The organism is Plantibacter flavus (assembly GCF_051487245.1).
Lineage (GTDB): Bacteria > Actinomycetota > Actinomycetes > Actinomycetales > Microbacteriaceae > Plantibacter > Plantibacter flavus_B.
This window is the reverse complement of the sequence record NZ_JAHVDH010000006.1, coordinates 139,379-160,180: the sequence shown is the minus strand read 5'-3', so window position 1 is coordinate 160,180 and position 20,802 is coordinate 139,379. Positions and strand designations below refer to the sequence as shown.

General features: G+C 71.1%; 17 protein-coding genes. 9 read left to right on the top strand and 8 right to left on the bottom strand.

Going from position 1 to position 20,802, the window contains the following annotated elements:
* Window positions 1-123: 123 nt before the first annotated feature.
* Entirely contained in the window at window positions 124-672 is a 549-nt protein-coding gene (gene pyrE, locus KXS11_RS16200) for an orotate phosphoribosyltransferase (protein WP_437386660.1), read from the top strand.
* Entirely contained in the window at window positions 672-4,502 is a 3,831-nt protein-coding gene (locus tag KXS11_RS16195; protein WP_437386659.1) for a hypothetical protein, read from the top strand. The genes pyrE and KXS11_RS16195 overlap by 1 nt, the downstream gene beginning before the upstream one ends.
* Here KXS11_RS16195 and KXS11_RS16190 read toward each other — a convergent pair.
* The 3 genes from KXS11_RS16190 to KXS11_RS16180 all read right to left on the bottom strand — a co-directional run bounded on the left by KXS11_RS16190 (window position 4,499) and on the right by KXS11_RS16180 (window position 9,392).
* On the bottom strand, window positions 4,499-7,435 hold the full coding sequence (locus KXS11_RS16190) for a DUF5979 domain-containing protein (RefSeq protein WP_437386658.1): 2,937 nt from the start codon (window positions 7,433-7,435) through the stop codon (window positions 4,499-4,501). The genes KXS11_RS16195 and KXS11_RS16190 overlap by 4 nt on opposite strands.
* Before the next feature lie 82 nt (window positions 7,436-7,517).
* Window positions 7,518-8,558: an alcohol dehydrogenase catalytic domain-containing protein gene (locus tag KXS11_RS16185; RefSeq protein ID WP_437386657.1), complete on the bottom strand. Its 1,041-nt coding sequence runs from the start codon at window positions 8,556-8,558 to the stop codon at window positions 7,518-7,520.
* Between the two features lie 36 nt (window positions 8,559-8,594).
* Window positions 8,595-9,392: an HAD-IIA family hydrolase gene (locus tag KXS11_RS16180; RefSeq protein ID WP_437386656.1), complete on the bottom strand. Its 798-nt coding sequence runs from the start codon at window positions 9,390-9,392 to the stop codon at window positions 8,595-8,597.
* A gap of 108 nt (window positions 9,393-9,500) precedes the next feature.
* Between KXS11_RS16180 and KXS11_RS16175 the strand changes: the two genes are divergently transcribed.
* Window positions 9,501-10,160 (top strand): TrmH family RNA methyltransferase, encoded by a 660-nt coding sequence (locus tag KXS11_RS16175; RefSeq protein ID WP_437386655.1) that lies wholly within the window; start codon window positions 9,501-9,503, stop codon window positions 10,158-10,160.
* Window positions 10,161-10,409: 249 nt separating this feature from the next.
* Window positions 10,410-10,733 carry a hypothetical protein gene (locus KXS11_RS16170; RefSeq protein WP_437386654.1) on the top strand — a complete coding sequence of 108 codons (324 nt, stop codon included), beginning with the start codon at window positions 10,410-10,412 and terminating at the stop codon, window positions 10,731-10,733.
* A 418-nt stretch (window positions 10,734-11,151) separates the two neighbouring features.
* On the opposite strand, the gene KXS11_RS16165 is transcribed toward KXS11_RS16170, so the two are convergent.
* From KXS11_RS16165 to KXS11_RS16155, 3 genes are all read right to left on the bottom strand, one after another.
* The gene (locus KXS11_RS16165; protein ID WP_437386653.1) at window positions 11,152-13,026 is read right to left on the bottom strand and encodes a YhgE/Pip family protein; all 1,875 of its coding nucleotides are present in this window, start codon (window positions 13,024-13,026) and stop codon (window positions 11,152-11,154) included.
* Window positions 13,027-13,096: 70 nt separating this feature from the next.
* Complete coding sequence (locus KXS11_RS16160) at window positions 13,097-13,753, bottom strand: hypothetical protein (RefSeq protein WP_437386652.1); 657 nt, start codon at window positions 13,751-13,753, stop codon at window positions 13,097-13,099.
* Window positions 13,743-14,429, bottom strand: coding sequence for a TetR/AcrR family transcriptional regulator (locus tag KXS11_RS16155; RefSeq protein WP_437386651.1), 687 nt, complete (start codon window positions 14,427-14,429; stop codon window positions 13,743-13,745). Before KXS11_RS16155 ends, KXS11_RS16160 begins: the two co-directional genes overlap by 11 nt.
* A gap of 125 nt (window positions 14,430-14,554) precedes the next feature.
* Between KXS11_RS16155 and KXS11_RS16150 the strand changes: the two genes are divergently transcribed.
* On the top strand, window positions 14,555-15,031 hold the full coding sequence (locus KXS11_RS16150) for a DUF3151 domain-containing protein (RefSeq protein ID WP_437386650.1): 477 nt from the start codon (window positions 14,555-14,557) through the stop codon (window positions 15,029-15,031).
* 187 nt (window positions 15,032-15,218) lie between these two features.
* On the opposite strand, the gene KXS11_RS16145 is transcribed toward KXS11_RS16150, so the two are convergent.
* On the bottom strand, window positions 15,219-15,971 hold the full coding sequence (locus KXS11_RS16145; protein ID WP_437386649.1) for an HAD-IIB family hydrolase: 753 nt from the start codon (window positions 15,969-15,971) through the stop codon (window positions 15,219-15,221).
* Window positions 15,972-16,257: 286 nt separating this feature from the next.
* Here KXS11_RS16145 and KXS11_RS16140 point away from each other — a divergent pair, with 286 nt between their 5' ends.
* Both KXS11_RS16140 and KXS11_RS16135 read left to right on the top strand, forming a co-directional pair.
* Window positions 16,258-17,544: an adenylosuccinate synthase gene (locus tag KXS11_RS16140; protein WP_437386648.1), complete on the top strand. Its 1,287-nt coding sequence runs from the start codon at window positions 16,258-16,260 to the stop codon at window positions 17,542-17,544.
* Between the two features lie 38 nt (window positions 17,545-17,582).
* On the top strand, window positions 17,583-17,873 hold the full coding sequence (locus KXS11_RS16135; protein WP_437386647.1) for a hypothetical protein: 291 nt from the start codon (window positions 17,583-17,585) through the stop codon (window positions 17,871-17,873).
* Window positions 17,874-18,070: 197 nt separating this feature from the next.
* On the opposite strand, the gene KXS11_RS16130 is transcribed toward KXS11_RS16135, so the two are convergent.
* Window positions 18,071-18,679 carry a maleylpyruvate isomerase family mycothiol-dependent enzyme gene (locus KXS11_RS16130; RefSeq protein WP_437386646.1) on the bottom strand — a complete coding sequence of 203 codons (609 nt, stop codon included), beginning with the start codon at window positions 18,677-18,679 and terminating at the stop codon, window positions 18,071-18,073.
* A 190-nt stretch (window positions 18,680-18,869) separates the two neighbouring features.
* Between KXS11_RS16130 and KXS11_RS16125 the strand changes: the two genes are divergently transcribed.
* Both KXS11_RS16125 and KXS11_RS16120 read left to right on the top strand, forming a co-directional pair.
* A complete protein-coding gene (locus tag KXS11_RS16125) occupies window positions 18,870-19,985 on the top strand; it encodes a lactonase family protein (RefSeq protein ID WP_437386645.1) in 1,116 nt (371 codons plus the stop codon).
* 111 nt (window positions 19,986-20,096) lie between these two features.
* A complete protein-coding gene (locus tag KXS11_RS16120) occupies window positions 20,097-20,729 on the top strand; it encodes a GNAT family N-acetyltransferase (RefSeq protein ID WP_437386644.1) in 633 nt (210 codons plus the stop codon).
* Window positions 20,730-20,802 lie beyond the last annotated feature (73 nt).

Sequence of the window (20,802 nt, the reverse complement as noted above, 5' to 3'; positions counted from 1 at the left end):
CGCGACCTGGCCCCGGCGAGTCGAGCCCGACTCGCCGGGGCGCTCCTGAGTTGGGGAGAGCGTGAGTTGTCCCCTGTGTGGGCGGCTACGGCGATGGGGGTCACGCCTTGTAGACTTGCCGGCGTGACGGACGCACGAGCTCAGCTCATTGACTACATCTCGGCAGAAGCCGTGTTCCACGGTGATTTCACCCTGACGAGCGGCAAGAAGGCGACGTACTACGTCGACCTCCGCAAGGTGAGCCTGGACCACCGCGTTGCGCCCCTCATCGGCCAGGTCATGATCGACCTCATCGCGGACGTCCCCGACGTCTTCGCGGTCGGCGGTCTCACCATGGGCGCCGATCCGGTCGCCTCGGCGATCCTGCACCAGGGCGCTGCCCGCGGACTCAGCTACGACGCCTTCGTCGTGCGCAAGGAGCCCAAGGACCACGGCCGCGGCAAGCAGGTCGAGGGTCCAGACCTCGCCGGCAAGCGCGTGATCGTCCTCGAAGACACCTCGACCACCGGTGGATCGCCGCTGAAGGCGGCCGAGGCGCTGGAGAAGGTCGGTGCAGAGGTCGTCGCCGTGGCCGTCGTCGTCGACCGCGCGACCGGTGCCCGCGAGATCATCGAGGCCGCCGGCTACCAGTACCTGGCAGCCATCGGCCTGGAAGACCTGGGACTCGTCTGATGTCCGGCGACGGGACCGATCGCGGCGGAGCCGGCACGCCCGACGACGCAGCGGACGGAACCGACTGGCTGCTCTCGCAGCTCGACGACGACGAGACGGGCACGATCGAGACGCAGCCCGAGGAGGCGCAGCCGGAGGCCGACTCCACGCCTGCGGCCCCCGCAGCAGGGGAGTGGTCCGCCGCGGAACCGTTCACGCCGCAGCCGTTCGTCCCCGCTCCGGTCGACGCGCCGGCGCCAGCCACATCGGTCGACCCGCTGGCCACCGACTCGGCTCGGGTATCGGCGTCGGCCGACGCCGAGGACGACCGCACGCGGGTGCTGCCCGTCATCGCGGATCACGACGCTGCACCCGCCGCGCCTGCGGCGGTCGTCCCTCCCGTCGTGCCGTCGACGTCGCCCACGGATGCTCCTGCCGAAGCGCCTGCTGGCGCTCCCGCGGCACCGGTCTCACCGGCAGCCCCCGGCGAGTTCGCGAGCGAGTCGGAGCTCCTCGCCTGGTGGCAGTCGCAGGTGCAGCCTGCGAGCACCTCGGCAACGGTGCGTCCTGCCGCCGACCCCGAGGTCCCCCTCGACGCCACCGACCCGCAGTCGGAGCCGGTGCTGCCCGAGTCGTCCGCGTCCGCTGAGACGCCAGCAGCCCCCGCGGCCCCGCTGCGGCACCCCAATGCCCTGCAGCTTCCGGTCACACCCCCGACGCCGGCTCCGCAGGCGCCCGTCGCGCCCGTGCTCAACGAGCTCACGGTCGACACCGACTCGGTCCTGCAGCACGCCCCCGCGGGGACGTTCCGCCCCGCTCCGACGAGCCCCGTCGTCGTGCCGCCGGTCGACGATCAGCCGTGGAGCCTCGGCGCCGAGGACGACGCCGCGCGCCAGGCACCGGAGGACGTCGAGACGGCCGTCCTCCCCACCGCTCGCGCCCTCGCCACCGACGACCCGGCAGCCTGGGCCGAAGTGGACGCCGAGACCGAGAGCATCGAGGGTGGGACGTCCGCGTCCTCTGCTGAGCCGACCGCCGCACCGATTCCTCCGGTCGTCGCTCCTGCTCCGGTCCAACCGGGGCCATCCGTGCCTGCCTCGGAGATCCCGACCGCACCTGCCGTCGGATCTTCCTCGCGGTCAGCGGGCCCCGACGCCGCAGCCACGACGGACTCCCCGGACGACGAACTGCCGAGCGGCTCCTGGAGCCTGTCGGAGACCTGGGACGAGGACGTCCTCGACGGCGAGACCGTCGAGGTCCACGACGCCGTCGCACCGGCACCGGTCGTGCCGGAGCCAGCCGATTCCGCACCGGCCCAGCCGGCCTCGGTCGAACCCGTTGCGAGCGCGACGCCGATCGACGACGTCCTCGCCGCCGGCGCCGCCTCCGAGCCGCGCACCGACCCGCTCGCGTGGCTGGCCGTCCCCTTCGGTGAGACCTTCGGTGCGACCCCGACGACCGGCCAGGACACCACGGACGATGAGGCCACGGATGATGACACCGCGGATGCAGGTGCCGCGGATGCAGGCGAGTCGACGCCGGAGACCGACGACGCCGAAACCGCCGAGGTCGACACCGCTGCGTCCGACGCGACCAGCGCGGTGTCCGATCTTCCGCCCGCGGCCTGGGCGTCCACGGACGACGACATCGAGGCGGAGCCCGAGCCGTCGGAGCCCGTGACGCCGCTCGACACCGACACGACCACCGACGCCGTCGAAGCACCGACGACGCAGCCGGCCGAGGAGACGTCGGAGCCCACGACGCCGCTGGACGTCCCGCCTGTGAACCTCCCGGCCGCCGATGCCGGACTCGAGCAGGCGACGCTGACGACGAGCGGCACCTTCCGATGGGATGCTCCCGCTCCCGCTCCCGCTCCGGAGCCGGAGGAGCCCGCTGCGACCGCAGGCCACGACCTCGACGCAGACGAACCGGCCGAGGACGCCGAGGCGCTCGACGAGACGCGTCCCTTCGACAGCCTCGGAGGCCCCGGGTTGCTCGCCGCTGCGGCTGCTGCGGCCGCGGTGAGCCCGCCGCCGTTCTCACGTCCGGTCTTCTCGCCGGAGCCGCTCGATGCAGTCGAGCAGCCGGCGACGGACGACGACGCGACCTCGGTCCCCGCCGCGTTCGGCCCGCCGAACCCGCCCGCAGAGCGCTCCATCACGGAACTCATCTCCCTCGACGGCGTGCAGCCGGAGCCGACGGTGCATCCGTTCGGTGACGCGCCCTTCGTCTGGGACCTCGCGCCGAACGACGCCCTCGACCCGCTCGTCCACGCCGCACCGACCACGCAGCCGATCCCGGTACCGCCCGTCCAGTGGGAGTCCACGGAGCCGATCGCAGCCGTCAGCGCCGAGTCGCCGTCCGAGCTCGCGTCGGAGGGGGAAGTGCCCGACGCCGCGTTCGTCGCCGGCGACCTCGAGACCTTCGCCCCCGCTCTCGCTGCCGAGACGCTCGCCCGCCCGTTGGTCGACGGCCCTGGCGACGAGTTCGGCACCTGGACCGACGATGACGGCACCACCGGGCCGTCCACCACCACGGACGCGACGCCCCAGCAACCGATCTCCGACCCCGGCGACACGGTCGACCTCTTCCCGACGCTGTCGCTCGGCGGCCTCGACGCGGCGGCGCTCGGCGGGATCGCAGCCACGGGCACGCCCGATGCCGCCAGCGCGACCTCGCTCGACGATCCCGCACAGGCGGACGCCGAGCAGAGTGATCCCCTCGAGTCCGAGGCGGCCGAGCCCGCACCGTCGGCTGCGGCCGAGGAGACGCCGACCGTCGTCACCCCGGTGTTCGCGGTCGATCCGGAGGAGCTCGACGACGAGTTCGACGAGGAGATCGTCGCCTTCGACGCCGTCCCGCTCGCTGCCGCCGGTGTCGAGCCACTGCCGTCCTTCGTCCCCGACGACGCCGAAGCCGCGTCGGACGTTCCGCATCGCGGCGCCGTGCTCGATCCGATCGACCCGATCGACGTCGTGCCGGCAGACGCTGCGGCGACCGAGGTCGTGGAGCCTGGCGAGCCGGAGCCCGTCAGCGAGGAACTCCGCTTGGAGTCCTTGTTCGACCTCGGACCCGACACCGACCTCGTCGAGGTCGTCCAGCAGGACGATGCCGTCGACGGCACGCAGGACGACGCCTTGGGCGCGTCGCCGACGGAGTCCGCGGTCGTCGCCCCTGAGGTGACGGCGCCCACCCACGCTGCGACGTCCCTCGCCGACACCTTCGCCTCGGAGGGCGGATGGTCGCTCGACCCCGACGCCACCGAGGAACCCGCGCTCCCGCTGGCTCCGGTGCCGGGCGTGCTCGCCGGTGACGGACAGCTGGACGCCACCGAGGAGACCGCTCCAAGTGCGTCCGTCGACGTCGTCGCTGCGGACGACCAGACCCGGGCGGTTGCGCCGACGACGCCGGCCTTCGGCACCGCCGTCGGCGAGCATGCGCCGGCCGTCCCCTCGCGCGGTGCGGTGGTACCGCCGGTGCAGACGGCTCCGGCCGCCCTGCCCGGTGAGACCGTCGCCTTCCCGGAACTCGACGCCGCTGCGGGGAACCTCGTCACCGCTGCAGCAGCCGCCGGCGTCGTCGGCGCGGACGTCCCGCCGCCGGTCGTCCCGTCGACGCCGGAGCGCGACCTGCCGGAGTACGTGGGAGACCGCGCGGAGCAGGGCATCCCGAAGGCACTCCTGTGGACGGTCGTCGGTCTCGGAGCCGCCGTGCTGCTCCTGCTCGCGTTCTACTTCGGCACACTCGTCGGCGCGGCGAACGCCGGTGCAGCACCCGCCGAGTCGGCCCCCACGTCGAGCGTGTCCGTCGGTGCGACGTCGCTGCCGACTCTGGTCGAACCGGCGGTCTAGTCTCCGACCGACTTCCCGGCTCTGTGCCGCCGGGCCGATCCGGTCGTGAGGACGAGCGTCGCGCCGAGCAGGGCGAGGGCGCCAGCGAGCGCCAACCCCATCGAGGGGTCGGTACCCGAACGGCTGAGTTCCGCGGGTCCGCCTTCGTCGGGTGGGTCGACCGGCGGCACCACGGGCGGGATGACCGGTGTGAGCAGGTTGGTCACCGTCACCTCGACCGTCTGCCCGACCCTGGCGACGAAGGAGTTCGGGGCGATCACGGGCGCTTGCCATTCGGCGTCGGCGCCGGGCGGTGCGACGGTGTCCTCGGTCACCGTGCACGTGCTCTGATCGGGCAGGCCGTCGATGAGGAGCACGGGTTCCGCACCCGCCGTCACGGACCAGGTGCCCTCGATCGGCGACAGGTCACCGGGCGGTTCGCACAGGACCGTCCCGCTGTACTGTGTCGCGGGGTCGGCGAGGCCGCCCGGATCGGTGAGCACCTTGCGGATGGTCGCTGGGGAGGCCCGGAACTCCTGCACGGTGTTGACGATGGAGATCACCACCACCTCGTCCTGGGCCACGGTCCGGTTCGAGGCGTCCGAAGTGACGGGGGCCCAGCCGACCAGTGGGTTGACGCCGTCCGGTTCGTCGACGAGGAGGCTCTCGCTCGCGAAGCAGACCGCGGTGGTCGGGAGGTCGTCGGCGAGGACCAGCGGGCCGGTGTTCGCCTTGACCTCCCACGAGCCGCCGGCGATCTCCGTGCCGTCGACATCGCACTGCCAGACGCCGACGTACGGACGGTCGACGCTGAGGACCCGTCGAGGATCGATGGTGATCTTCTGGACGGCGAAGGAGCCGAGCGCCGGGACCCACTCGTCGGTGACCGAGACCTGCACCGTCGCGGCGCCGGCAGGCGGCAGGACGAACGTCACGGTGCGTCCGCTCACGAGTCCTGGCACGCCGCTCACGGCGATGACCGGGGGCTGCCATGCTCCGGGGCCGTCGCCCGGTGGGTCCGCGCCCTCGGTGACCGAGCAGGTGCTGCCGGCGGTGACGTCGGGGGCGTCCCAGCTGGCGCCGCCCGCGAGCGACACGCTCGTCTCCGGGAGGGTCGTCGCGTCACCGAGTGTGCAGCTCGCGGTGAAGGAGAAGGGGCCCGTGGCATCGCCAGCGTCACCGATGATGGTCTTGCTCAGCCGGAACGACGCCGTGGTCGGTTCGGCGACGTTCTCCACCACGACGGCCGCGCCCGTCGTGCCGTCGACGATGACGGGGTTCGGAGAGATGCGCGGCGCACTCCAGCCGACCCCGGGGGCCGGTGCGTCCGGCGGGTCCTCGGTGAACGCGCAGGACGCACCGATCGGGGTCTCGCCGAGCGCGACGGGTCCCGCGTCGGCGACAGCGGTCCAGGTGCCGTCGCCCGGGGTGACGTCCGCGCCGTTGACGGTGCAGCGGACGGTGCCGGTGAACACGAGTCCCTCCGCGACGTCCTCACCCGACACACGCTTCTCGACGGTGAGCGGCGCCGTCGACCGGTCCACGGTGTTCCGCACCTCGACGAGCGCGGCCTCGGTCGTGCTCGTGATCTCGATCTGCTCGGGCGTGATGACCGCCGGCGACCAGACGTAGGAGTCATCACCCGGGACGGGTGGTGGTGGGGCCGACTCGACGAGCGTGCACACCGAACCGATCCGCAGGTGCGCTGCCACGACGGTCGTCTCCCCGGCGCGGACGCTCCAGCTGCCGCCAGGGATGGCTTGGCCGGCCGGCCCGGCGCAGCTGTAGGTGCCGACATAGCTGCGCGTTGGGTCGACGAGACCGGCGTCGGTTCCGTCGACGACCTTCGTGACGGCGAGCGAACCGAGCGGCAACGGTTCGATCGTCGGCTTGCACTCGAACTCCGGCGAGGGATAGGGGTAGGCGTGGGCCTCATTGCCGTCACCGGCGAACAGCAGGTCACCGCCGATGAGGACCCTGCCGTTGGTGCTCGCCGCGATCTCGACCGAGCTGTCCGCCCGCGGCACCAGCAGCGAACCGAGCACCTGGTCACCGGTCGACACGAGGACGTCCGTCGCCTCGGCGAAGTTCCACATGGTGGTGCTCGCGAGCGTCACGAACCGCGGGTCGTCGAAGGTGATCTGGCGAGGGTCGGTGTCGGTGAAGAAGCCGGCGGGAGCGAACTCGGCGCTTGACCCGGTCACGTTCACGACGATGGTCGCGCCGGTGGGGATGCCAGCGAAGCGGATGGAGCGGGTGTCGGCGGCGGTGCCGAGTCGTGAGCCGGAGATCGTGAACACCTGCTGCGCTGATGAACCGTCGCCCGTGAACGTGATCGTGCCGTAGGCCTCCGAGACGGTCCCGGTGGTGCTGAGCGCGGCGAAACCGTCGGACGCCGTGCGGATGGTGGCGCCGAAGTCGACGAACGGGCCGAGCGGGTCCGCCAGGGCCGGTCGGAGCATGCCGCCCGACGTCTCGATGCGCGACTCCGGGGTGATCGACCCGCCCGCCGCGATGTTGCCGCCGATGCCGTGCCCGACGTCGAGTCTCGTCTCCTCGCCGACGCTCACCGAGCCGCCGGCGAGGAGCATGTCGGAGCCCGCGGGTGGGGGGACCTGCGAGCCGACGCCGACGACGCCGACGTTGAAGACCCCGGGGCGCTCTCGGTCGAAGACGGCGTCTGCACCGACGACGAGGACGCCCTCCGACTCGGCGGCGGCTCGTCCGACGGTGTAGTCGCCGCCGGCGAACACGGAGACGTTGGCATCCGAGCCGCCGGGCTCACCGCTCCCTGGTCCGCCCGGCACCGGACATCCCGGCGCGGCCGCTGCGAGACGCGGTGCCGCGGCAGGGGCGGCGACCGCCGTCGCCACTGGAGTGACGGAGGCGAATGCGATGCCGATCGCAGCCAGGACTGCGACCACACCGGATGGGCGTGCGCTGCCGCGGTGCATGTTGGTGAGGCTAGCGCGGGTCCGGTCGGAAGCGAAAGGGGGTGCCGGTCGACGCCGTCCCGTGCTCGGTGGGGCCGGTGGGTCAGCTGACGTCGATGACGGTGATCCCGGCGGAGCGGTCGCCGGAAGCGAGTGCGACGAGCGCGTCGGCGGCCTCGTCGAGGCCGATCCGATGCTCGATGAGGTCCTGCGGGCGGAGCGCGCCGCTCGCGACCAGTTCGAGCAGTTCGGCGTAGTCGGAGGCCGGCATGCCGTGGCTGCCGTGCAGGGAGAGTTCCTGCGAGATGATCGTCGGAACCGGCAGTGTGGGAGACGTCGCGAACAGCCCGATCTGCACCTGGCGACCGAGTGGTGCCAGCGCGAGCAGACTGAGGCGCATGGTGGCCTCGCGACCGAGTGCCTCCACGGACACCTGCACGCCGTCCGGTGCAGCGTCCGCGATGCGGGCGAGGACCTCGGCTTCGTCGAGCCCACGCGAGTCGATCGTGTGCGCGACACCGATCGTCTCCGCGCGTGCGAGCGCTGACGGGTCGATGTCGACGGCGATCACGTCTGCGCCGAGCGCTACACCGATCATCGCCGCGCTCAGTCCGACGCCGCCGCAGCCAACGACGAGCAACCGCTCGCCTCGCTGCAGTCCGGCGCGGTGAACGAGTCCTCGGAACGCGGTCGCGAAGCGGCAGCCGAGCAGCGCCGCGGCACCGGCGTCGAGGTCGGCGGGGACGGGGATCAGGTTCACGTCGGCGTCGTGCAGCGCGACGAGCTCCGCGTACGAACCCCAGTGGGTGAAGCCGGGTTGCGTCTGGTTCGGGCACACCTGACCGTTGCCGGCGAGACACTGCGCGCATCGGCCGCAGGCGCAGACGAACGGCACCGTCACACGGTCGCCCACCCGGAACCGCTCGACGCCCTGCCCGACCGCGTGCACGACGCCCACGAGCTCGTGGCCGGGCACCTGGGGGAGCGCGATACCGTCGTCGTGTCCGAGCCAGCCGTGGGCGTCGCTGCGGCAGAGTCCCGTCGTCTCGACACGCACCACGACTCCGCCGGCCGACGGCACCGGGTCCGGCACCTCCCGCAGTTCGGGACGACGGTTGAACTGCTCGTAGACGACGGCGCGCATGCTGCTCCTCGGAAGGGGTCGGGCGGTGGCGGCTGGTTAGAGTTCGACCTCGACCGGCTCGGACTTCACGAGGTCGATGACGCCGCCGAGGATCTCGTTCGGTCGGAACGGGTAGCGGTTGATCTCCGCCTCGTCGCTGATGCCCGTGAGCACCAGGATGGTGTGGAGCCCGGCCTCGATACCCGCGACGATGTCGGTGTCCATGCGGTCGCCGATCATGCCCGTGTTCTCCGAGTGCGCGCCGATCTTGTTGAGCGCCGAACGGAACATCATCGGGTTGGGCTTCCCGACGACGTACGGCTCCATGCCGGTCGCCTTCGTGATGAGTGCGGCGATCGCGCCGGTGGCGGGCAGCGGGCCGTCCTTACTCGGGCCCGTCGCGTCGGGGTTGGTGACGATGAAGCGTGCGCCGCCGGCGATGAGTCGGATGGCCTTCGTGATGGCTTCGAACGAGTAGTTGCGGGTCTCGCCCACCACCACGTAGTCGGGGTCGGTCTCCGTCATGATGAAGCCAGCCTCGTGCAGGGCCGTCGTGATGCCGGCCTCGCCGATGACGAACGCCGAACCGCCCGGCTCCTGCTCGGCGAGGAACGCCGCCGTGGCGAGTGCCGAGGTCCAGATGAACTCCTCGGGGACGTCGAGTCCGGAGGCGCGGAGACGGGCGCTGAGGTCGCGTGGGGTGAAGATCGAGTTGTTCGTGAGCACCAGGAACGGTGTGCCGGTGTCCTGCCACTGCTGCAGGAGCGCGGCGGCCCCGGGTAGGGCGTGGTTCTCGTGGACGAGCACGCCGTCCATGTCGGTGAGCCAGCATTCGACATCGTCACGTCGTGACATGCGTTCCTCCAGGTGTGCTTGCGGGTCGCGCGAGCTGCGCGCCGCTGCGGGATGGCGCGGCGTCGGGCCCGGGAGTCCAGTGTGGCATGCCGCGGGTAGGGTTGGCGGGTGCACGAGACCCCCGCAGACCCCTCTCAGGACCCCGCTGCGACCCAGGCTGCGGGTTCGGGCGTCGGGCCGTGGGAGGGCGAGTGGCCGGAGGAGCCCTGGTACGACCGGGAGCTGCTGGCTGCAGGCGACACGCGGAACGTCATCGACCGCTACCGGTACTGGACGATGGAGGCCATCGTCGCCGACATCGACGACCATCGGCACCCCTTCCACGTCGCCATCGAGAACTGGCAGCACGACATGAACATCGGTTCGATCGTGCGCACTGCGAACGCCTTCGCCGCCGACACCGTCCACATCGTCGGCCGCCGCCGCTGGAACAAGCGCGGTGCGATGGTCACCGACCGCTATCAGCACGTCGAGCACCACACCGACGTCGCCGGCCTCGTCTCCTGGGCGGCCGCAGCAGACCTCCCGATCATCGCGATCGACAACATCCCGGGCTCCGTCATCATCGAGACCTTCCGGTTCCCCGAACGCTGCCTGCTGCTCTTCGGACAGGAGGGTCCAGGGTTGTCCCCCGAGGCCGTCGCGGCGGCGGATGCGGTCGTCGAGATCAGTCAGTTCGGCTCCACCCGATCCATCAACGCGTCCGCCGCCGCCGCCGTCGCGATGCACTCCTGGGTCATGCAGCACGTCTCCTTCGCCGCATCCTGAGTCGCCGTGGCCCCCGTCTGCGGGGTGTTCTCAGGGCTGTCCCCACCGGCAGCTCAGGAAAACCTCAAGATTGCCCAAGTTGACTCTGTAGTCCCCCAAAGTGCCGACAGCGAGGGCCATACTCGATACCGGAGCAAGACTCCACCGCTGAACCCGAATCCCTCACCGCACCCGAAGCCACGAGGGCCATCGCACGGAACCCGAATCCGTGCGATGCGAATCGGCGGTCACCCGAAGGATGCGTCGAAGATGAACCGTCACACCGAACCCCTGGGAACCTCGCCCGAACGAGGAACCCGCCGCTCACTGGTCCGCGGCGCCACGGCCGTCGCCGTGCCCGCAGCCCTCGCAATCGCCCTGCTCGTCGGCGTCGCCTCCCCGGCGCAGGCCGAGCCGCGTGTCGTCGAGACCGCGACGACGAGCGCTGCGTCGCAGACCGGCCCGAGCGAGCTCATCGCCCCAGCCGGTGCACTGTTCGCCTCGCTCCTCATCTGGGGTGCCGGCGCGGCGTTCGCGACTCGTCGCCGGATGCTCGCCGAGCAGCGCGAGGAAGCCGCGCTGATCGCAGCCTGATCAGCGCACGGACGTGCCGACCCGAGGAAGCCCGAACTTCCGAAGCGAGGCGCCCCCAGACGGACCCGACCGTCGCACCGGTGGCCGCCGGGAGTTCCCCCACTCCCGACGGCCTCCGGTGTTCCACCCCGCGGTCGGCATGAATCGTCGTCCTTGACCCCCGTTCGCGGGGGTTTTCGTCGTCCAGAGTGGGACGCAGCCGAGAGTTCGCGATCGATTGTCGGAACCCGCATCATGATCGGCACCGGATGCACTCACTCAAGCGAGTGCAACCGCGGCGGAGGAGACCCGATCGACCCGGCCGGTCACTCGCATCGCGAACGATCGGCGCCTCACCCGAAGGGGCACCGCGCGGTCCGGTGATCCGAAGTGCGCCGGAGCGACATCCGTACCCGACGGGTGACGCTCCGGCGCAGGATCAGCCGATGAGGCTCGGGCGCAGATCGCGCAGCGTGCGTGCGTGCGTCATCCGTGTCACGCCGATCGCCGCAAGGCTCAGGGCGATCGCGAGCCAGGCCAGCAGCACGCCGGCGTCTTGCAGGGCCGCATCCATCCGGCCGCCGTACATCAGCTGCCTCATGCCGTCCACCGCGTACGACATCGGCAGCACGTGGTGCAACCAGGCGAGCGGTTCCGGCAGGGTCTGCCAGGGGAAGGTGCCACCGGCGGTGACGAGCTGCGCGACCATGAGGACGAGGCCGAGGAACTGCCCGACGCTGCCGAACCACACGTTGAGCGTGAGGATGATCGCGGCGAACGTCAACGACGCGAGCGCCATCATGCCGTAGGTGCCGAGCGGGTTGTGGATCTCGAAATGGAGCGCGCCGGCGAGGATGCCGAACAGTGCGACCATCTGGATCGTGCCGAGGAGGCCGGGGGTCAGCCAGCCGGCGACCGTCACCTTGATCGGACTGTGGAGTGCCGTGATCGCCCGACGCGACACCGGCTTCACGATGAGGAACAGGGCGTAGATGCCGATCCACGCGGCGAGGCTCACGAAGAACGGTGCGAGACCCGCGCCGTAGGTACCGGCGCTCGTCACGGAGGAGTTCGTGAGTTTCACCGGGTCGGCGATCGTCTTCGCCTGCAGGGCTCGGGAGTCCTCGGTCGTCGCCGGGATCGCGTCCGCGCCGTCCTGCAGGCCGTCGCGCAGGGTGACGATGCCGTCGCGGAGCGTACCGAGGCCCGTCTGCAGCGTGGTGAGCCCGTCCCGCAGCGAGGCTGCACCGTCGGCCGCCTGCTGCGTTCCCGAGGCGAGTGCCGGCATGGCGTTGCTCAGCGTGCGGGCGCCGCCGGCGACCTGCTGCGCGCCGCTGTTGAGCTGATCGACCTGCGCCACCACGGTCTGCACCTGCTGGTTCGCGGCCGTCGCATCGGCCGCGACGGGGTCGAGTCGTGCGAGCACCTGGTCGATCTGCTCCTGGCTGAAGCCGTTCTCGGCGAGCACCGTCGCGATGTCGGCACGGGCCGCCGGCAAGGCGTCGACGAGTCGCTGCGCCGCTGCGCCCACTTCGTCGCCCTTACCCGCGAGGGTCGATGTGCCGGCTGCGACCTGCTCGGCGCCGGAGGCCAACTGGTCGGTCTGCGATGGCAGGTTCGCGGTTCCGGCGGCGATCTGGGCCGTGCCGTCGGCGAGGGTCGACGCTCCGGCCTGAGCGGTGCCGGTGCCGTCGAGAGCCTGCTGTGCGCCGTCGGCGAGCTGGGTCGCCCCCGAGGATGCGTCCACGAGGTTCGTCTTGATCGTGTCGAGAGCCACGAGGAAGCGACCGGCGGCCTGCTTGTTGACCGTCTGCACGATCGTCGCCTTGATCTGCTTCACCGCCTGCTCGCCGATCGTCGTCGCGAGGTAGCTGTTCGCGTCGTTCGTGGTGAGCTGCACCTCCGCCTGGTGCGGGTCGTCACCGGACGCCGACGTCAGGGACGCTGAGAAGTCCGCGGGAATCGTGACGCTGAAGTCGAAGGTCCCGTCGTTCACACCGCGCCGGGCATCCGCAGCGCTGACCTCGTGCCAGGCGAACGACCCGTCCTCGATGAGCTGCTCGGCGATGTCGGCGCCGTAGTTCTCCGTGTCGCCGGTGTCGTCGCCCGCGTCGTTCGTGGCGGGCGCGCCGGTGTCCTCGACGACGAGTGCCACCGGCACCTGGTCGAGCTTCGCGTAGGGATCCTGGTTCGCCCAGAGGTACAGGCCGCCGTACAGCAGCGGCACGCACATGAGCGCGATGAGGGCGAGGCGCGACATCGGGGTCGCCCACAGCCTCGACAGCTCGGCACGGATCATGGCGAAGATCTTCACAGGAGGTCCTTCTGGGGGCGGGTGGTGCTGGGGCGGGTGGAAAGACGGGCGGAGCGCGGACTGCGGCGCATCACGACCAGTCCTGCTGGAACAGGGGGACGAGTTCGTCCGTGGCGTTCTCTGAGACGGGTGCGGCCGCGGTCGCATTGATGGCGGTGGCCGAGGCGTCGCCGGCGATCACGAGGACGCCGTACCCGCGCGCCGCGAGTGAGCGCGCGATCGTCCACCACTGGAGCGGGTCGCCGCCGTGGCGGTCGGGGGAGACGAGGACGAGCGCCGTGACGCCCTCGCGCAGGATCGCGAGCTCCGTGAGAAGCCGGACCCGGTCCGTCGGCGCGACGGTGGAGATCGGCTGCTTGGACAGGTGGCCGAGGTCGAGCGAGTCGAGCAGGCGAGCGACGGCGAAGGGGTGGCTCGCGCGGCCGGCGAACATGAGCTCCTCGGCGACCACACCCGCGACGGCCACGCCACTCGCCGGCTCCGAGACGTCCGGGGCGTCGATGAGTGCGATCGCGCGACGCATCGTGCGGCGGTCGGTCGCGCCGTCGACGAGCACCGTGCCGGTGTCCGGCTTCATGCGCCCGGAGGCGATCAGCCCGAGCACGGTCGGACGCTGCTCCGTCTCCGCGCGCGCGAAGGTCGCTTCGCCGGTGCGGAAGGAGAGGGAGGTGGGCTCGAGGACGACGCCGCCCTTGCCCTTCGAGACGCCGTCGAGTTCAACGCGCATGGGAGGGCTCCTCATCGGTGGTGCGGATGGTCGTGGTGTCGGCGGCGATGGTGTCCGCTCGTTCGGCGACCGCGGTGGCGTCCTGCCAGGAGAGACCGACGGCGCCGAGGGTGGCGAGCATGACGAGGCGGCGGCCGGCGCTCGTGGTGAGTTCGGACCGGCTGGCCTCCTCGAGGACGCCGACCGCGGTGCTCTCGACGAGCCGCGCGAGGACGTCGGCGTCGATGTCGGGCCGGATGGAACCGGCGGCGACCCCGGCTTCGACGGTGTCGCGCAGCAGGCTGCGGACGGGTTGGAGGGCTGCCGCCGTGACCGTGCGCAGCGGGCCGCGGACGGCGAGCGGTGCCATGATGCGGACGTGGTCCACCTGGGCCCACAGGACGTCGCCGATCAGGGCGATCGTCGTCAGCGGGTCGTCACCGCGCACGGCGGTGATCGAGGCGGCCACTCGCTCCGCACCGGCGACGACCACGGCGTTCACGAGTTCGTCGCGGTTCGCGAAGTGGCCGTACACGGCGCGGCGGGTGAGGCCTGCGGTCGCCGCGATGGTCTCGAGACTGGCGTCGGGATCGCTCCGGAGCGCGAGCTGGGCGGCCTCGAGGAGCGCGACACGGTTCTCCGCGGCGTCGCGACGAGGCGCACGCGGGCCGCTCGTCTGGGCTGCGGTGGTGGTCATGGACTCGATCGTACTATCTTGCACAACGCTGTGCAAGATAGTGATCGAAGGTGCAGTGAGCTCTCAGCGACCGGCTACCAGCTTCCTCCCACGCCGCGAACAGGCATCGGAGCTATGGTTGAAGGATGACCGGTGAGAATCTGATGGGAACCCCTCCGACGCTGTTGCCGGACGACAGCGCGACCGACGCCGAGTTCCTCGCAGCGGTCGGCTCCATCGAGGCGCTCGCCGAACTCATCGCCGCACACCCGCGTTCATCGCTCGGCTGGGCACTGCTCGCCGACGCGGTCCACGACCCGCAGTCACCGGTGCCCGGCTATGCCGCCGCGCGCGTCGGCTACCACCGCGGCCTCGACGCCCTGCGTGCGGCCGGCTGGCGCGGACAGGGCCCGGTGCCGTGGTCGCACGCGCCCAACCGCGGCGTCCTGCGCTCGCTGTACGCGCTGCGTCGCTCCGCCAGGGCCATCGGCGAGACCGAAGAGGTCGAGCGTCTGGACGCCTTCCTCACCGAAGCCGACCCGACGGCGTCCGCTGAGATCGAATACCTCATCGCCGCAGCGGCACCGCCCACCTCGGCGATCGTCATCCTCGGCTCCGACTAGTCCCTTCGGCCTCGTCGCGGGCGCGCCAGCGCATGCAGGGGAGCGGTCCGGCCGATCTCAGAGCACGCCCTTCGATGCGCTCAGGGACCGGTCCTTCTGCCGAGAACCACCCGGCCGCCGAACCTGTCGAGTCGCCGAGATGCGCCCGGCCGCCGACGTGCGCCCGGTCGCCGAGCCTGTCGAGGTGCTACAGACCGAGCGACTCCAGGTAGGCGGCCGTGTCGGGCCATCCGTGCACGGCGACCGTGGTAACACCGAGCGCGATCACGGGGTAGTCGTTGCCGCCCTCGTCGAGTCGGTCGCCGACGAACACCATCTCGGTGAGCGGGATGCCGGTGTGCTCCGCGAGACGGGTCATGCCGAAGGCCTTGTCCACGCCGGCCATCGTGATGTCGACCGACGTCGAGCCGCCCGAACGGACCTCGAGGTCGGGGAGGAGCGCCTGCACGGCGGCACGGAGCGACTCCTTCTTGCTGCCGTCGGCGTCCCACGTGGCCTTCGCTGCGACGGGGGCCGACTGGCCGAGAGCGGAGAAGGTGATCTGCGAACCGCGGTCCTCCAGGATCGGGCCCCAGGTCTCGGCGGCCCAGAGGTCGAGGCGCTTCGCCTCAGCTTCGAGGGCGCCCATCGCGCGGGACTTCTGGTCGTCGGTGAGGTCGTGCCTGTAGACCGTCGTCCACCTCGTGCCGTCGAACCGGTCGTAGCGGGTGCCGCAGGTCGGCATGAGGTGCAGGCGACCGAGGGCATCGGCAGATGCTGCGCCGAGATGGTCGAGGACCTGGTTCTGGAACTGCACGATCTGGCCGCCCGAGATGATGCACACCGAGGTGCGTTCGAGCAGCGCGACGAGCAGTTCGGCCATGCGCGGGTCGAGGGCGGACTTCGACTCGGCGAGGGTGTCGTCGAGGTCGAAGGCGACAAGGCGCGGCAGGGAGGTCATGGGTTCCGTTCGGTCGGGTCGACGGCGCAGATGCGAGGTGCAGATGCAGGGTGATCGGGCTGAAATATTACCAGCACGAGCCTGAGCGTCTCCTCATCGTACCGACCCGCCCCGCTCGCGTGCCCGGACGGCAGCGGCCACTCGGTGTGCGTCAGTCGCCTCCGGTACGATAGACGGGTGCGTGCACGAGACGCCCGCCCGCGGAGGGTGGGCGTCCGGCCTGTCAGGGCGACGCATCCTCACGGATGGCGCCGGGCACACAGAATCCGGAAGGGGCGGCATCCAGATGCCAGCAATCGTGATCGTCGGCGCCCAGTGGGGCGACGAAGGCAAGGGGAAGGCCACCGACCTCCTCGGTGACCGCATCGACTACGTCGTGAAGTTCAACGGCGGCAACAACGCGGGGCACACCGTCGTCATCGGCGACGAGAAGTACGCCCTGCACCTGCTGCCCTCCGGCATCCTCACCGACGGCGTCGTGCCCGTCATCTCCAACGGTGTCGTCATCGACATCGAGGTGCTGTTCCACGAGCTCGAGGCGCTGCAGGCCCGCGGCATCGACGTGTCCCGTCTGCTGGTGAGCGCCAACGCGCACATCATCACGCAGTACCACCGCACGATCGACAAGGTGACCGAGCGCTTCCTCGGCAAACGTCAGATCGGCACCACCGGTCGCGGCATCGGTCCGGCCTACGCCGACAAGATCAACCGTGTCGGTATCCGCATCCAAGACCTCTTCGACGAGAACATCCTGCGTCAGAAGGTCGAGGGCGCCCTCGACCAGAAGAACCACCTCCTCGTGAAGGTGTTCAACCGTCGTGCGATCACGGTCGACGAGATCGTGAACGACCTCCTCTCCTATGCCGAGCGCCTGCGTCCCATGGTCGCCGACACCGCCCTGGTGCTGAACGAGGCACTCGACGCCGGCAAGATCGTCCTCTTCGAGGGCGGCCAGGCCACCATGCTCGACGTCGACCACGGCACCTACCCCTTCGTCACATCGTCGAACGCGACCTCGGGTGGTGCGGCGACCGGTTCCGGAGTCGCCCCGAACCGTCTCGAGCGCGTCATCGGCATCGTCAAGGCGTACACGACCCGCGTCGGTGCCGGTCCGTTCCCGACGGAGCTGTTCGACGCCTCGGGCGATCACCTCCGCTCGAAGGGCTTCGAGTTCGGCACCACGACCGGGCGGCCGCGGCGCGTCGGCTGGTACGACGCCCCGATCGCCCGCTACTCGGCACGCATCAACGGTGTCACCGACTTCGTGCTCACGAAGCTCGACATCCTCGACGAACTCGCCACCATCCCGGTGTGCGTCGCTTACGAGGTCGATGGCGTGCGGGTCGACGAGGTGCCGGTCTCGCAGACCGACTTCCACCACGCGGTCCCGATCTATGAGGAGTTCCCCGGCTGGCAGGAGGACATCTCCGGTGTCCGTCGCTTCGAGGATCTCCCGAAGAACGCCCAGGACTACGTGCTCGCGCTCGAGGCGATGAGCGGTTCGCGCATCTCGGCGATCGGTGTCGGCCCCGGCCGCGACGCGATCGTGGTCCGCCACGACCTCGTCGACTGAGCGGCGACGCCCAGCGCGAACGTCGGACGTCGATCAGCGTGACCGAGCACGAACAGCCGTCGTTGCCGGGCCTGCCTCCCTTCGAGGAGCTGGCCCGGGCGTCGGAGCCTCGTCCTGCCGTGGCGCGGGTCCCCGCCGACCGCACCGCGCTCGATCCGCGGGTGCGTCGCGCGCTCGCAACGCTCGATGAGCAGCCTGAGCTCTCGTTGGTGACGCTTGCGAACGCCCTCGGCATCACGCGGGCGACGCTCATCCGCATCGTCCGTGAGGCGATCGGTGTCACCCCCAAGCAGTACGCCGCCGACGTCCGCGCCCGCCGAACCCCCTGACCTCCGGTGGCCGCCAGCGATGCGCTGGACCGAGCGCGGGTCAGTAGCGCGAGCGCGGGTCTCCGGAGGGGCGCGCTCGCGTTCGTGGGGTGCGTCGTCGCCGGTTCCGGCGCGCTCGGTTCAGCGCACCGCGCCGGCGCCGTCTCCGCCAGGTTCGGTCCAGCGCACCGCGCTGGTATCTCAGGACAGGCGGAACGTCAGACGACGCTGAAGCCCTCGGGGAGCGGATCGCGACCGGTCAGGGCGAGGAGGACGCGCTCGCCCTCGCCGCGGAGCGCTGCGATGCCCGCCGCGAGCGACGCAGCCTCCTCGACGAGTGCCGGTGGGATCGCGGCGTCCTGCCCCGTCGCGCGCGCGATGTCGAGCGAGTGCACGACCAGCTCGAAGATGCGCGTGCGCAGGTACTCGCCGAGCGGAATACCCATGCCGCCGATGGAGACGATGCGATCCAGCCCCTGGGCGGCGATCGCGGCGACCGCCCGCTCACGCAGCGCAGCCACGTGCTCCACCGGCTCGTCGCCGAGCGCCTCGCCCGCGCGCACCCCGCGCAGCGCGATCGCGTCGGGGTTCGTGTAGGTCAGGTAGATCTGGCCGTAATAGTCGGCGGCGCTCTCCAACGACACGGTCTCCGGAGCGTCGATCTCGAGGTAGTCGATGACGGTGATGATGGCCCGACTGGTATGCCCGACAAGGGCCCGGACGTCCCAGACCCCGAGCCCCGGTCGTGTCCACTGCGCGGCATCGATGCCGGCGACGAGTCGAAGGAAGGCGCCGCAGGCCAGGTCGTATCGCGTGAGGTCGGTCATGCTTCATCGTGGCACGGTGGGCCGTGCGACGGAACGCCCATCTCCGCCTCCCCAACTCAGGAGAGGGTCCGCGTGTCGCCGACGTTCGGGGCCGACGCGCCGAGCGGATCCTGAGTTGGGGTTGGGGTTGGGCAGGCGCCGGGTCGCGGGCGGGATCGTCGACGGCGGCGAACGGTGGGAGACTGGGCAGGTGAGCGACGACACCCCCTACCTCCTGCTCGGTTCCTACACGGCGGAGGCCGACGGCATCGGTGCCGGCATCAGCCTCCTGCGGCAGGACGAGGGCGGCACCCTCCGACTCGTGCAGTCGTCCGAAGCGCAGTCGCCGTCGTTCCTCGCGCTGCACCCGACACTGCCGATCGTCTACGCCGCGAGCGAGTCGACGGGCGCGGTCGAGGCGTTCAAACGCTCGGGCGAGTTCGCGCTCGCTCCGTTCGGCAAGCCCATCGAAGCCGGCGACTCGGTGTGCCACGTCATGGCGGTGCCCGGCGGTGCTGCGCTGATCGCGAGTTGTTACGGCGACGGCCGCGTCGTGTCGGTGCCGCTCGCCGAGACCGCGGCGTTCGGCGGCGACCCGAAGCTCGGCGAGGCGTCGGTCGACCCGTGGGCGTCGCCGACCGCGCTCGACGCGGAAGCGGCCGACGCCGGCGAGGACGCACTCACCCTGCTCGCGCTCGAGGCTGCCGTCGGCAAGGCGCTGCCCTCCCGGCCCTCGCGCGCGCACGCGTCGGCGGTGCTGCCGGACGGCCGGATCGCCACCACCGACCTCGGCCACGACGCCGTCCGGATCTGGCAGTTGCGCGGCGCCCGCCTCGTGCTCGACCACACCGTCGTCCTCCCGCGTGGCACGGGCCCCCGCCACCTGGTCGTGCACCCGAGCGGCCACCTCCACGTCATCACCGAGTACTCGGTCGAGGTGTTCACGCTCGGCTCGGGCGGCACCGATGGGCACTGGCACCTGATCTCAGCGACCGTCGCGCCGGCGGAGGGGGTCGGTGAGGGCGACACCGGAGCCGAGATCAGTCTCGCCGCCTCGCGGGAGCAGCTGCACGTCGGCGTGCGGGGGAGCAACCGGATCGCGACGCTCCGGGTGCTGGGCGACGGCTCGCAGCTCGAGGCCGTCGCAGACGTGGAGAGCGGCGGGTCGTGGCCGCGCCACCACCTCGAGTCGGGCCGGTTCCTGCACGTCGCCAACCAGCTGTCGAACGACGTCGCGAGCTTCCGGCTCGACGAGCGCACCGGCGTGCCGACCGCGCTGCTCGGGACACTCGACGCAGGTTCACCCACCTGCCTCATCCGCGCCTGACCCTCCTCGGCAGGAGTCACCCGAATCGCGGGCACGTGCCGCGAGCACGGGCGCGTGTTGCAGGACGTGCCGCGAGGGTCAAGACGTGCCACGAGCGGATACGGTGGAGAGGTGACTGCGCGACGCCCTGAACCCCGCCCCATCGATGGCCGGACCATCCGTCTCGAACCCCTCGAGGCCGCCCACTACCCCGAACTGTTCGCTGCGATCGCCCACCCGGAGGTCTTCGCGGGAGGCTACGGCGGCGGGATCGAGGCGTTGCCGACGACACAGGGCGAGTTCGACGCCTTCGCCGACGGGTATTTCACCACCGGGCTCCGCAACACGTACGTGATCCGCTTGGTCGGCGGTGACCACGACGGCCTCCTGGTCGGGACGTCGACGCTCGGCGACTTCGACGAGCCCGGGGAGGCGGCACACCTCGGGTGGACCGCCTACGACCCGCGCGTCTGGGGTACGGCGGTGAACGCCGAGGCGAAGCTGCTGCTCCTCGGGCTGGCGTTCGAGTCCGGTTTCGGTCGCGTGAAGATCCAGGCCGACGAGCGCAACGAACGCTCCCGCACCGCGATTCTGCGGCTCGGGGCGACGTTCGAAGGGCTCGTCCGCCGCGACAAGCAGCGCGCCGACGGCACCTGGCGAACGACCGCGCTCTTCTCGGTGATCGCCGACGAGTGGCCGGAGGTCCGCGCGGGCCTCGAAGAGCGACTCGCCCGCACGCCTGGACCGGTCGCGCTCCGCGGCTGACCGACCCTCGCCCGCATTCACAATTCAGAATTCAGAATTCAGGGAAGTTCTGCGTCCAGGCACGTCGATGTCC

What these genes read in the sequence shown, in the direction of transcription:
- KXS11_RS16130 (WP_437386646.1), bottom strand. Translation starts at nt 18,679, where the DNA reads ATGACCGACCTCACGCGATACGACCTGGCCTGCGGCGCCTTCCTTCGA.
- KXS11_RS16145 (WP_437386649.1), bottom strand. Translation starts at nt 15,971, where the DNA reads ATGACCTCCCTGCCGCGCCTTGTCGCCTTCGACCTCGACGACACCCTC.
- KXS11_RS16140 (WP_437386648.1), top strand. Translation starts at nt 16,258, where the DNA reads ATGCCAGCAATCGTGATCGTCGGCGCCCAGTGGGGCGACGAAGGCAAG.
- KXS11_RS16185 (WP_437386657.1), bottom strand. Translation starts at nt 8,558, where the DNA reads ATGCGCGCCGTCGTCTACGAGCAGTTCAACCGTCGTCCCGAACTGCGG.
- KXS11_RS16195 (WP_437386659.1), top strand. Translation starts at nt 672, where the DNA reads ATGTCCGGCGACGGGACCGATCGCGGCGGAGCCGGCACGCCCGACGAC.
- KXS11_RS16160 (WP_437386652.1), bottom strand. Translation starts at nt 13,753, where the DNA reads ATGCGCGTTGAACTCGACGGCGTCTCGAAGGGCAAGGGCGGCGTCGTC.
- KXS11_RS16170 (WP_437386654.1), top strand. Translation starts at nt 10,410, where the DNA reads ATGAACCGTCACACCGAACCCCTGGGAACCTCGCCCGAACGAGGAACC.
- KXS11_RS16190 (WP_437386658.1), bottom strand. Translation starts at nt 7,435, where the DNA reads ATGCACCGCGGCAGCGCACGCCCATCCGGTGTGGTCGCAGTCCTGGCT.
- KXS11_RS16155 (WP_437386651.1), bottom strand. Translation starts at nt 14,429, where the DNA reads ATGACCACCACCGCAGCCCAGACGAGCGGCCCGCGTGCGCCTCGTCGC.
- KXS11_RS16150 (WP_437386650.1), top strand. Translation starts at nt 14,555, where the DNA reads ATGACCGGTGAGAATCTGATGGGAACCCCTCCGACGCTGTTGCCGGAC.
- KXS11_RS16180 (WP_437386656.1), bottom strand. Translation starts at nt 9,392, where the DNA reads ATGTCACGACGTGACGATGTCGAATGCTGGCTCACCGACATGGACGGC.